The sequence below is a fragment of the Paenalicyclobacillus ferrooxydans genome (assembly GCF_001399675.1).
Lineage (GTDB): Bacteria > Bacillota > Bacilli > Alicyclobacillales > Alicyclobacillaceae > Alicyclobacillus_B > Alicyclobacillus_B ferrooxydans.
This window is the reverse complement of the sequence record NZ_LJCO01000011.1, coordinates 167,385-179,699: the sequence shown is the minus strand read 5'-3', so window position 1 is coordinate 179,699 and position 12,315 is coordinate 167,385. Positions and strand designations below refer to the sequence as shown.

The window sequence follows — 12,315 nt, the reverse complement described above, 5'->3', positions numbered from 1 at the left end:
TTGTTTTTCAAGTCAAGCTGCGGTTACCGCAAGTAATTCAGGTCAATGCAGTTCTCATTTCGTCCCAAATTGCACGGAGTGCAGTTCTGCGATCATCTGCGGTCGTAACAGCCCGCCCGAGGACTAGACGACCTGCTCCCTTCCTGAGCGCTTCACCAGGTGACAAAACCCGGCTCTGGTCGTTCTGCTTGGCAAAAGACGGACGCGTCCCCGGCACGACGGTAACGAATGTCCCTCCACAGGCCTCGTTCACTGCCTCCACATCAAGCGCAGACGTCACAACCCCATCGAGGCCCATTTTTTTACACAGCTGAGCCCATGAAACCACCAGCTGTTTTCCATCCGGCAGCTGCAAAAGTGACAAATCGTTTTCCGATAAGCTTGTCAGTACTGTCACCCCGATTAATAGCGGGCGGTGTGCACTTTTGTCCACTGCTTCTCTGGCCGCTGTCAGCATGGCTGGTCCACCAGCACTGTGAACGTTGACCATTTCTATCGGCCAGTCACAGACAACACGCAGAGCGTGAGCAACGGTCGTTGGGATGTCGTGCAACTTGATGTCAAGAAAGATCCGTTTCTTCTGAACGGCGAGCATGTCGATGACACGAGGACCATCTGCGTAAAACAGCTCTAGACCTACTTTGTAACCGTCCACCGCATCTCCCAGCTCATCGACAATCGCACGAGCATCCATCATCGAGGGCACGTCAAGTGCCACGTAGGAACGTGCCCGTACGTCGTCGTAGACCGATTCACTCAGGTCTGGCAACTCTGTTTTATGCACGGGATTTTGCACTTCTGACATGCAAGCCTGCCTCCTGTCCTGCACTGATGGGAACCGTAGCAAACCGAATGGTGGACAGCACTTCAAGCAGTGATGCTGCCGTATCCAGGGACGTCAGGCAAGGGACGCCGTTCTCCACCGCGGTCCGCCGAATTCGAAAACCATCCCGCTCAGGCTTACGCCCTTTGGTCAGGGTGTTGATTACCAGTTGAATACGGCCATCGCGGATGTCATCAGCCAGGTTCGGCGTGCCCTGGGCAAGTTTGTTCACAACGCGAACCTCTAGTCCCCGGCTGCGCAGGTATTTCGCGGTTCCTTCAGTTGCTGCGATGCGGAATCCCAGTTCGGCAAATCCGCGCAAAATCGGCCACGCCTCATCCTTGTCCTTGTCCGAGATGGTGGCTAAAAGTGTCCCGTGCATGGGGATTACCATACCTGAGGCAATCAGTCCTTTATAGAGCGCTTTTGCATATGTCCGCTCGCGACCCATGACCTCACCTGTTGACTTCATCTCCGGACCGAGTGTGATATCAACACGGCGCAGTTTTGCGAAGGAGAACACAGGCACCTTCACGGAGACGAAGTTCGGTTCAGGCACCAACCCGCTCTCGTAACCGAGCTGTTGCAAGGAGCCTCCGAGGACAGCATGCATCGCAAGGTCGACCATCGGAATCTCGGTGACTTTTGATAAAAATGGAACCGTTCGCGACGAACGTGGATTGACCTCAAGCACGTACGCCTGATTCTCCTGAACCACAAACTGGATGTTCACGAGTCCTTTTACGTTTAGTCCGCGTGCGATTTTGATAGTGTAGTTCACCAACTGCTGCCGTACATCTTCAGACAGGGACTGTGAAGGATACACCGCAATGGAGTCTCCGGAGTGAACCCCGGCCCGTTCGATATGCTCCATAATGCCTGGTATGATAACTGTCTCCCCGTCGCTGATAGCGTCGACTTCGACTTCAACGCCCATCAAATAGCGGTCGACGAGGACCGGGTGTTTCCTCGATACCTGCGATGCTTCTGCCATGTAGGTACGGAGTTCATCATCCGAGTCCACAATCTGCATCGCCCGTCCTCCAAGCACGTAGGAGGGCCGCACAAGTACCGGATAGTGGAGTTCTCCTGCTGCGGTCAATGCCTCGTTCAGCGAGGTCACAGAGAAGCCGCGCGGCCTTGGAATGTCGAGGCGACTCAAAAGTGCATCAAACTTCTCTCTGTCCTCCGCAGCATCGATGTCTTCAATTGACGTTCCAATCACCGGAATCCCTGCACGGGCGAGCGGTTCCGCCAGGTTGATGGCCGTCTGTCCGCCAAACTGTACAATCACGCCTGCTGGTTTTTCGCGCCAGATAACATGTAAAACATCTTCGAGATGCAGGGGTTCGAAGTACAACCGATTGGACGTGTTAAAGTCTGTGGAGACCGTCTCCGGATTGTTGTTAATGATGATGGCCTCATACCCTGCTTTGCGAATGGCCCACACCGCATGGACCGAACAGTAGTCAAACTCGATACCCTGACCGATTCGAATCGGTCCCGAACCGAGAACCACGATTTTCTTTCCAGAGCTCTCTTCCACTTCATCTTGATGCTCATAGCTGCTGTAGTAATAGGGAGTCGCAGCTGCGAATTCTCCGGCACAGGTGTCGACCATCTTGTACACCGGAACAATCCCCATGTCCATGCGCGCTTCTGTTAATGCCATCACATCGACATCGAAGATGCGTGCGATTTCGGAGTCCGGAAAACCGGAGCGTTTGACTTCGGCGAACAGGTCCTTGTCGTTCATCAGGAAGTCCTGCAGTGTCCCTGTTTTCGCCCTTTCCAGGAGCTCCTGTTCAAGGGAAACGAGTCGACGGAACTTGTAGAGAAACCAGACGTCAATCTTCGACAACTGGTGGACTTGCTCCATCGTGTACCCGCGGCGGAATGCCTCAGCAATCACCCACAGCCGTTCGTCGTCCGCGCGTTGGAGCCGGTTTTCGATGTCACTGTCCGACCACTCTGAAGCACCATCCATATAGAGTGCATCAACGCCAAGTTCGAGCGACCGAATGGCTTTCATCATTGATTCTTCAAACGTCCGTCCAATCGCCATGACCTCGCCGGTGGCTTTCATCTGCGTGCCAAGGCGACGGTTTGCGCTGTTAAACTTGTCAAAAGGCCAACGCGGGATTTTGGAAACCACGTAGTCGAGTGCGGGCTCAAAGGCGGCAAACGTTTCCTTTGTCACCGGGTTTTGGATTTCATCGAGGCGATACCCAACCGCAATCTTTGTGGCGACCCGTGCAATCGGGTATCCGGTTGCTTTGGATGCGAGCGCACTCGACCGGCTGACGCGAGGATTGACCTCTATTACGTAGTAGTTCATACTGTGTGGATCCAGCGCGTACTGAACATTGCAGCCTCCTTCAATCTTCAGGGCCCGGATGATCTTGAGACTTGCAGCACGCAGCATCTGGTATTCCGAATCAGACAGGGTCTGGCTCGGTGCGACAACAATACTGTCGCCCGTGTGAACACCGACCGGGTCGATGTTTTCCATGTTACAAACCACAATGCAGTTATCCGCACTATCGCGCAGGACCTCGTATTCAATCTCCTTGTATCCTGCAATGCTTTGTTCAACAAGCACCTGATGGATTGGCGAGAGACGCAAGCCCAGTTCCGTGATTTCCTCGTACTCTTCCCAATCACTCGCGATACCGCCGCCTGTACCGCCGAGGGTGTAAGCCGGGCGGATAATAATTGGAAACCCGATTTGGCGGGCGAACTCTCTGGCTTCTTCCAGCGATGTGACGATCTCGCTCTTTGGCACCGGCTGTCCAAGCTCTGCCATCAAGGCCCGGAAGCGTTCGCGGTCTTCCGCTTCCCGAATACTGTGCAGTTGTGTGCCAAGGAGTTCAACGCCGACTTCATCGAGGACACCCATTTCTGCCAGCTGTACAGCCATGTTCAGTCCTGTTTGGCCGCCAAGTGTCGGAAGCAGGCCGTCGGGCCGTTCCTTTCTCAAAATCTGGGCAACGAATTCCGGTGTCAACGGTTCAATGTACACCTTGTCGGCGATATCCGGGTCCGTCATAATCGTGGCTGGATTGGAGTTCACCAACACCACCTCAAGACCTTCTTCACGAAGGGCCTGACAGGCCTGAGTACCTGCGTAGTCGAACTCTGCCGCCTGCCCAATCACGATGGGGCCGCTGCCTATCACCATCACTTTTTTTAAATCACTCCGCTTCGGCATAGGAAACCCACCTCCCGGCTCTGTAGTCATCCACCATCTTCATAAAATCGTCAAACAGGTAATCTGAGTCATCCGGACCTGGACGGGCTTCCGGATGGTACTGAACACAGAAGACAGGCAGGTGCCTGTGCACGAGACCTTCCACGGTACCATCGTTTTGGTTGACATGGCTGAGGACGAGGTCTGTTCCCTCGAGAGACTCCGGCGCAACCACGTAACCATGGTTCTGTGAGGTGATGGCGATCCGTCCGGTCTTCAGGTCCTTGACCGGATGATTGACACCGCGGTGGCCGAACCGAAGTTTCTCCGTTCGCGCGCCTGAAGCGAGCGCAATCAGTTGATGCCCAAGACAGATCCCGAAAATCGGTACCTTGCCCATCAGCTTTTTGACGGTTTCAATCGCATACGGCGCGTCTTCCGGGTCGCCAGGGCCGTTGCTCAACATCACACCATGAGGCTGCCAAGACAGCACTTCCTCGGCCGTTGTCCTTGCTGGGACGACAATCACATCACAGTGTCTGGCAAGCAGAGAGCGCACAACCCCTGATTTCATCCCGAAGTCCATGGCCACGATGCGGCGATCACCGCCCGGGGAGCGATATGTACTCTGGGTTGTGACGTGGTCAATCTGGTCCCTTGCAAACGGTTCAGAGAGCCTCGCAAGAAGTTCTTCGACCGGGGTATTTTCCGTCGTAAGCACAGCCTTCATGGTGCCTTCGCTGCGAATACTCTTCGTAATCATTCGAGTGTCTACACCCGCAATGCCGAGAATGCCGTTTTTCTTCAGGTACCCAGAGATGCTGTCCATACTGCGGAAATGGCTTGGAATTTCGCTGAACTCGCGGACCACGAAGCCCCGAACGTTGGGTCCCCGTGATTCAACATCATCTACGTTGACACCGTAATTCCCAATCAGTGGATAGGTCATGGTCACGATTTGGCCGTAATACGACGGGTCAGTCAACACTTCCTGATATCCCGTCATCCCAGTGTTAAAGACAATCTCTCCAAAAGATTCGCCGTTTGCACCGAATGACTGTCCTTCAAAAACTTGACCGTCTTCCAAAACCAAACGGGCAGTCGTTTGTTCATATGCCATCGCTACCGCACCTCCTCATTCTTGTAAATGACCTTACCTTCAAACAGCGTCAGCTGTGAAAAACCTTTCGCTTGCCACCCGGCAAACGGGGTATTGCGGCCCTTCGAGTAAAACTTCTCTGGATCAATGGTTCGTTCTGTGTCTAAGTCGACGGCCGTAATATCCGCAGGTCCCCCCACTCGAATGGAGCCTCCTGTGAGGCCAAAGGCTTCGGCTGGGCGAGTGCTCATACGAAGAACCAAATCCCGCAAACTGATGTGACCCGTCTCAACCAGGTAGGTGTAGAGCAGTGGAAACACCGTTTCAATACCGACGATGCCAAACGGCGCTGCAGAGAGGGGCTTTGCCTTCTCCTCCGCACTGTGCGGTGCATGGTCTGTCGCAATGACGTCGAGTGTTCCGTCCAGAAACCCTTCGAGGCAGGCCAGCCTGTCAGCCTCGCTGCGCAGCGGCGGATTGACTTTATAGACAGGGTCTGCACGCTCAATTGCATCTTCAGACAACAGCAAGTGATGCGGAGTCACCTCAGCTGTGACGCGGACTCCCCGTTGTTTTGCCCAACGGATAAGCGCGACCGCAGGTTCAACACTGACGTGACAGATGTGCAATTTCGCACCTGTCTGCTCGGCCAGAAGCAAATCTCGTGCAATCATCGCTGACTCAGACTCGCCGTGTTGGACACTGACGCCGTACTTTGCGGCAGCGCCAGGGTTGAACACACCGTCTCTTGCAATCGACTCATCCTCTGCGTGGATGGCAATCGGTAATCCAACTTCAGCTGCACGGATAAAGGCTTCCCGCATCAGGCCCCCATCCTGCACTCCCTTGCCGTCGTCAGACAGTGCAATGGCACCGGCTTCCTTTAGTGCCTGGTAATCGGTGAGTGTCTTTCCAGCTTGGCCTTCCGTGATACAGGCGATAGGGAACACACCAGCCGCTCCGGCCGCCTGCGCCCTTTCCCTGACGTCCTGAACCTTGGCTGCGCTGTCCAGCGGCGGGTTGGTGTTCGGCATGCAAGCGATTTTCGTGAATCCCCCTGCCGCAGCGGCACGGGCACCGCTCTGAATCGTTTCTTTATGTTCAAAACCAGGTTCACGAAGGTGCACGTGAAGGTCGATAAAACCAGGGAGCAGAACTTCGCCGTGAAGCTCTATCGTTTCATCAGCCGCTGGCAAATCAAAGCCAATTGCAACGACGAGACCAGAGTCTTCGTCAACCAAAATCTCCGTCTCGGTAAGACTGCCATCTGTTAAATCAAGCAATCGTCCGCCTGTAATCTTCCGTTTCACGAGATCCCCTCTTTCAACAGACTATCCAAAACAGCCATGCGTATGAAAAGTCCGTTTTCGGCCTGTCTGAAGTATGCAGCGCGCGGGTCATGGTCGAGTTCAGGGTTTAGCTCATCGAGCCTCGGAAGCGGGTGCAGGATCCTCGCATGTGACGGTAAACGCCGGAGTTCCTCAACACCGAGATGTGTGAGTCCGGCCAGACTGAGGGCATCTTCCCCTTGCAAGCGCTCGCGCTGTATCCGAGTTTGATAGACAGCGTCTGTCTCACTGAGTGCTTCCTCAAGTGTGCCCACCGTCCGCAACCGCAGTCCGTCCGCCGCCAGCGACGCTGCCATTTCACTCGGCAGCTCCAAGCCCGGTACTGCGAACATCGTAACGACAACACCGTTAAACTGTGTGAGCAGATACAAGAGTGAGTGGACCGTCCGTCCATAACGGAGGTCGCCGAGGATGCTGATGTGTAAGCCGTCGACCCGGCCAAGTTCACGCTCTAGGGTGTAGACGTCAAGGAGCGCCTGAGTCGGATGCTCTCCGGCTCCAGTTCCCGCGCTCACCACCGGTACAGGGCACAAGCTCGCAACCTCTGCGAGTGTGTTATTTTCGTGGTGTCGAACGACAATCGCGTCAGCGTAGCTACCCACAATCCTCAACGTGTCTTCCAGTCGCTCGCCCTTCTTTGCGGACGAATTCTCCAAAGCATTTTCCGCACCGACCACACGGGCCCCAAGCCGCAGCGCAGCGGTTTCAAAGGAGAGTCGTGTCCGTGTGCTCGGTTCGTAAAACAGGGAGGCGACAATGGCGCCCTGACGCCGCGCCATCACCTCACGACGGGGCATTGTTCGAAGCTCTTGTGCAAGCTGCATATAGGTTTCAACGCGGTTTCGGGTGAGTGCACGCACCGTCACGATATCTTGCTTTCCGTGAGACACTGCAGACGCTTGTGATGGTTCCGCCAGGGACTGTCCCTTTGTATCAAACACGTTCAGACTGGCTGACAATCCAAACACCGTCCTCTCCATCTACCTCCGTGAGGTGAACTGCAATCTTTTCGTCTTTGGCAGTCGGTACGTTTTTCCCGACAAAGTCAGCGCGAATCGGGAGCTCTCGATGCCCGCGGTCAATCAGAGCCGCAAGTTGTACGGCTTTTGCTCTGCCTGTGGCCATCAGTGCGTCCAGCGCGGCTCTGACGGTTCGTCCTGTGTAGAGCACGTCGTCAACCATGACCACTGTTTTGCCTGACACCGCAATGCCCTCAAGGGGGCGTCGTGTCGTTTCGCCAATGACATCGTCGCGATAGGGCCTTGAATCCAGGTGATAGACCTCAACCTTGGTCCCCTCAATTTCCAGCAGTTTCCCTGCCAGTCGGTCTGCAAGGTGGGCACCTCGTGTAACAATACCGACGAGGGCAACACCATCAAGCCCCTTGTTTCGCTCGAGAATTTCGTGAGCCATTCTCGTAATTGAGCGCCGCATTGCGACACTATCCATAATCTGTGCTTTTGGATTCACGGCTTTCCCGCCTCTCCTGCTGCCTGGGCACAAAAAAGGCCACCTGCCGTTTGACGGTAGGTAGCCGAAGAGAGTAGTGTCTGCAATGCGCACGCGAATATGCAGAACCACTTCCATATTCCGACCCCTTTCCAATCTCACGGGACTGGTTTAAAGGCAGTACATGATTCTTATTCAAGTTAGCAAAACAAAGGTCTATCGTCAACCCCTAAAGGGGCACGTCAACCAAATACGTTTATGAATCAGCGCTTTTTAGAAACTCCAGCTCGCCGAGCACCCGCTGCATGTCATCGGGCAGGTCCGCTGTGAACAAAAGCCGTTGTCCGGTCAATGGGTGATCAAACCCCAGTGTCGCTGCATGCAAAGCTTGCCCGGAGATTGCAAGTGTGTGACGAGGACCGTACACCGGATCGCCCGCGAGTGGAAACCCGATGTACGCCATATGGACGCGAATCTGGTGCGTACGGCCGGTCTCTAACCGCAGCTCCAGATATGTGTAATCTGTAAACCGCTCGACGACCCGGAAGTGTGTCACAGCCGGTTTGCCGGCCTCCCGAACAGCCATTCTCTGCCTGTTTTGCGGGTCCCGTCCGATGGGTGCGTCGATGGTTCCTGCGTCATGTTCCAAGTTCCCATGCACAATGGCACGATACTCACGGTCGACGGAATGCGCCTTAAACTGCTCTGCGAGCGCATGGTACGCTGCATCTGTCTTAGCCAACACAAGAAGCCCAGATGTGTCTTTGTCGATCCGATGGACGACACCTGGACGAAAACTCCCGCCGAGATGTGAGAGAGTCGTGCCTCTGCCGACCAAACCCTGCACTAACGTCCCCTTCAGGTGACCGGCTCCGGGATGCACAACAAGTCCTCGCGGCTTGTTCACCACAACGACGGCCTCATCCTCGAAAACTACGTCAATCGGCATCAATTCGCCGACGATTTCCATCGGTTCAGGCTCAGGCAAGACAACATGGTACGCTTCGCCTGCAAAAACCCTGTCACTCGCCTTCACCCGTGTGCGAGACGTCGTGACGGCGCCTGCCTGAATCAGGGCTTGGACCTGACTCCGCGAGAGGTCTGCATCTTCGTCCTGAAGGGCTTCTGTCAGCCACACATCCAGTCTTGTCCCCTCATCGTCTAAAGGGACCACGACATCTTTGAATTGTTCTGTCATTATTTTTCCTCCGAAGGCTTCTGCTCTTCGTTTCTGCCCGAACGCAAGGTCTGAAGTAAAATCAGCAACACGCCGACAACAATCGCGCTGTCGGCGAGGTTGAACACAGGGTAATTGATGACCTGAAAATAGATGTAATCAATGACCTTGCCATAGAGAATCCGATCAAGTAAATTCCCAAGCGCACCGCCTAGAACCAGACCGAGACCAACTTGATAAACTCGGCGCAGCCGGTAGCGGGACTGTACGTATATGACCGCGCCGATGACCATAAGTGCGATCAGAATCAGCAGCCACCTGTCATTGCCAAACATTCCCCACGCTGCACCTGGATTCCGAATATAGTCTAGCACGAGTACGTGCGGCCAAATCGGGATCTCTTGATTCACAGCCATCGAAGTTCGAACAATGTACTTAATCAGTTGATCGAGTCCAAAGACAACGACGGCCAACACGTAAACCAACACCAATGCCACCTCCAGCGCAACCTTCCGATGCGTTCACTGCAACAGTCTACCACAAGTCACCAATCTCGGTAGCCAACCAGCAGAAAGAAACATCGGGTGATCCGCGGCAAGTAACCCGTTCAGGGGCGTTGTGCACGGTATTGTTCGTTGGAGATCCGGTCTATCGGGTCGACGATGCCTTCGTTGTCATCCATGTCTTCGCGATCGAGCGGGACTTCGTAGTCCCTGTCATACCCTGCACGTTGGTTGTAACGGGCAACGGCCTGCCATGAGTCCTCCCCGTCAAATTCCACGACGTCGGAATTGTCTCGATTGGAACGCCCCCAGTAAGGCATGAGAAACGATTCCTCGACCGGCCGCACAAGGTCATAGCGCAGGTCCTCCTGGCGTTCCCGGCAGTCGATACACAGGGTTGCCAGCGGATTGGCTTCCATCCGTTCCTGGCCAATCGTTTTACCACAGTTCTGGCATATTCCGTAACGCCCATCGTCGATTGCCTTTAAGGCCCCGTTCACTTCGTCGAGTCGCTGCTCGGCTAAGCGTACCAGGCCCAAGTCCTTTTGACGTTCAAACAACTCAGATGCAACATCGGCCGGGTGATTGTCCACTAACGAAAGCTCACCCAACTCGTCGCGCATCGGATCATCCAACCCATAGCGCCCCGTCCGGTTCAGTCTATCCTCTAACTCGCTCTTCATTTGAAGTAACTGACGCTTTGATTCCCGGAAGTCGTCCAATGTGTCCCCTCTCCTCTCGTTCCACACCTGACTGTGCACCTTATGTTCCCTGCATCGAACGGCCGTGATACACCGTCGGAACTGGAAAACTTAAGATGGACTCCCGTAAGGAATTTGCGCGCTCAATCTTGTATGATGGAGAGTAGACGAGCCTGAGGAGAGAGTGAGTTGCGAAGGTATCAATTGCAGATGATTGCTCTGGTTGCGATGTGGATTGGCGGCATTGAGATCGTCGCCAGCTTTCTTGTTCACTATTGGTTTGCGTTCAACATTCCATATACACCGTTCTTCTTCCTGTTGCTGCTGCTCGGTATCGTGACTTACTTCTTGGCACGCATGGTTTGACTTGCTGTGCCGCCATCATAAAACAAGAACAGAGGGAGCTGACGCTCCCTCTGGGTTCTTTTTTATGGAGTGAATTACACAGCATCAGAACCTGTACGGAGTCAAAAGACACAGTCTATTGCTGGACAGGACTGCTCCACACTCTCGGGCGTTCGGGAGATATCAGCCTTCTTGGGATGCGTATTCTCTTGTGTAACCATCACGCACAGCAGGAACCTCTGAACGGACACTCACATCCCTGTCAAACTTGTCCCAATCACCTGATTCGAGCATCTCAAGCTGCGCCTGAATCAACGAACGGAAGCGGGCTCGGAAAATTGCTGCGTGCTTTTGCACTTCTTCCACTTCAAGGGCCATCTTGCGAGACTTGTTGAGCGCTTCGGCGACAATGCGGTCCGCGTTCTTTTCCGCTTCTTTGATAATCAACTGCGCTTCTTTTCTTGCGTTGTTTTTTACTTCTTCCGCAGTCTCCTGAGCCACAATGATAGACTTGCTCAGGCTCTCTTCGATGTTGGTAAAGTGTCTCAGCTTTTCTTTCATATGCTCAACATTTTCTTCGAGGTCTTTGTTTTGACGGATCAATCCTTCATAATCCTGGATGATTCGTTCCAGAAAATCATCCACCTCGTCCTCATCATAGCCTCGAAACGAGCGACTGAACTCTTTGTTGTGAATGTCCAACGGGGATAACGGCATCCTCTGGCCCCCTCCTATCAGCACATCATCGCGTTCGATGTGGTGACACACCTGCGCGATAATTCGACTTATTTCTGACGTGCCCGGCTTTGCCAGCGACCGACTTCGCGAAAAATCGACAATGCTTGGCAGAACTAGCACAAAACGTTGTTACTCTTTCGACACAATTAAACACATTTCCTGCTTAATGATTGGATTTTAGTATGCCGACCTTAATCCGCAGGCGACCTTTTTTCGATTCGCCGATGGTCTCATGAATCCGAATTCGACCAAAATGTCGTACTGAGACGATATCACCTGTTCCAACAGGCTCGTCCGCGTTCGAAACCTCCGTGAAGTTCAGCGAGACGTCTCCTCGTTCCACGGCCTCCTTCGCTTTCGTTCGTGACCAGTGACAACATGCCCCGATCAGAGCATCGATCCGCAGCGACGCGAGGGAGACAAGCTCGTCGTCATATTGAGGACCAACAAAGGCATCGTCCAGTGTCACGGTTAATGAAATGGCATGCCTGCCCGCTTGCACCCAGTGCGTTTGCAGAAACGGGACGATATCCTGACACACAGCAACAATTGCAGATTGCTCCCTTACTTCAATGTCTCCGATTTTCCTTCTGTCAATGCCTGTCCCAAGGATGGACCCCAGTACTGCCCCATGACTGAGCTCACCCTCTAATGTTTGTGCCTGCAGGAGCGTGATATTGAAGTCCTCTTTTTGAGGCTGCCAGTCATCCGGCATGACATACGCTCGTAACCGCTCGGACGCCGCAGCACCGCCATATCCAACAGCCAGACAACCATCACGTCTCGCGACTGACTCCACGATCTGAAATTCCCGCGGGCTGAGAAAATCGGTCAGCTTCCAGTTCATCTCGCGGCGAACCCAAGCCGTTAGATCTGTTGCTCTTCGGTAGAAGGACTGTTCTGATGGGCGCAACCAGCCCTGTGTGGATGTGTCATTCATC

At 54.0% G+C, this 12,315-nt stretch carries 12 protein-coding genes; 1 reads left to right on the top strand and 11 read right to left on the bottom strand.

What is annotated here, in order from left to right; all coding sequences use genetic code 11:
- Positions 1-37: 37 nt before the first annotated feature.
- The 9 genes from pyrF to AN477_RS02960 form a co-directional block, all read right to left on the bottom strand.
- Positions 38-805: an orotidine-5'-phosphate decarboxylase gene (gene pyrF, locus AN477_RS03000; RefSeq protein ID WP_245631694.1), complete on the bottom strand. Its 768-nt coding sequence runs from the start codon at positions 803-805 to the stop codon at positions 38-40.
- Positions 777-4,034, bottom strand: coding sequence for a carbamoyl-phosphate synthase large subunit (carB, locus tag AN477_RS02995; protein ID WP_054967676.1), 3,258 nt, complete (start codon positions 4,032-4,034; stop codon positions 777-779). Before carB ends, pyrF begins: the two co-directional genes overlap by 29 nt.
- On the bottom strand, positions 4,018-5,133 hold the full coding sequence (carA, locus tag AN477_RS02990) for a glutamine-hydrolyzing carbamoyl-phosphate synthase small subunit (RefSeq protein ID WP_054967675.1): 1,116 nt from the start codon (positions 5,131-5,133) through the stop codon (positions 4,018-4,020). The genes carB and carA overlap by 17 nt, the downstream gene beginning before the upstream one ends.
- Before the next feature lie 2 nt (positions 5,134-5,135).
- A complete protein-coding gene (locus tag AN477_RS02985; protein ID WP_054967674.1) occupies positions 5,136-6,422 on the bottom strand; it encodes a dihydroorotase in 1,287 nt (428 codons plus the stop codon).
- Positions 6,419-7,429 carry an aspartate carbamoyltransferase gene (pyrB, locus tag AN477_RS02980; protein ID WP_245631693.1) on the bottom strand — a complete coding sequence of 337 codons (1,011 nt, stop codon included), beginning with the start codon at positions 7,427-7,429 and terminating at the stop codon, positions 6,419-6,421. The genes AN477_RS02985 and pyrB overlap by 4 nt, the downstream gene beginning before the upstream one ends.
- Entirely contained in the window at positions 7,395-7,931 is a 537-nt protein-coding gene (gene pyrR / locus AN477_RS02975) for a bifunctional pyr operon transcriptional regulator/uracil phosphoribosyltransferase PyrR (protein WP_157061782.1), read from the bottom strand. The genes pyrB and pyrR overlap by 35 nt, the downstream gene beginning before the upstream one ends.
- 235 nt (positions 7,932-8,166) lie before the next feature.
- The gene (locus tag AN477_RS02970) at positions 8,167-9,108 is read right to left on the bottom strand and encodes an RluA family pseudouridine synthase (RefSeq protein ID WP_054967673.1); all 942 of its coding nucleotides are present in this window, start codon (positions 9,106-9,108) and stop codon (positions 8,167-8,169) included.
- Entirely contained in the window at positions 9,108-9,575 is a 468-nt protein-coding gene (gene lspA, locus AN477_RS02965; protein WP_054967672.1) for a signal peptidase II, read from the bottom strand. The genes AN477_RS02970 and lspA overlap by 1 nt, the downstream gene beginning before the upstream one ends.
- A gap of 119 nt (positions 9,576-9,694) precedes the next feature.
- The gene (locus AN477_RS02960; RefSeq protein WP_054967671.1) at positions 9,695-10,312 is read right to left on the bottom strand and encodes a TraR/DksA C4-type zinc finger protein; all 618 of its coding nucleotides are present in this window, start codon (positions 10,310-10,312) and stop codon (positions 9,695-9,697) included.
- A gap of 168 nt (positions 10,313-10,480) precedes the next feature.
- Here AN477_RS02960 and AN477_RS24205 point away from each other — a divergent pair, with 168 nt between their 5' ends.
- Positions 10,481-10,657, top strand: coding sequence for a hypothetical protein (locus AN477_RS24205; protein WP_157061781.1), 177 nt, complete (start codon positions 10,481-10,483; stop codon positions 10,655-10,657).
- Positions 10,658-10,819: 162 nt separating this feature from the next.
- Here the strand turns inward: AN477_RS24205 and AN477_RS02955 are convergent, their stop codons facing one another.
- Both AN477_RS02955 and AN477_RS02950 read right to left on the bottom strand, forming a co-directional pair.
- Entirely contained in the window at positions 10,820-11,353 is a 534-nt protein-coding gene (locus tag AN477_RS02955) for a DivIVA domain-containing protein (protein WP_054967670.1), read from the bottom strand.
- Positions 11,354-11,537: 184 nt separating this feature from the next.
- Positions 11,538-12,314: a YlmH family RNA-binding protein gene (locus AN477_RS02950; RefSeq protein WP_157061780.1), complete on the bottom strand. Its 777-nt coding sequence runs from the start codon at positions 12,312-12,314 to the stop codon at positions 11,538-11,540.
- Between the last annotated feature and the right edge of the window lies 1 nt (position 12,315).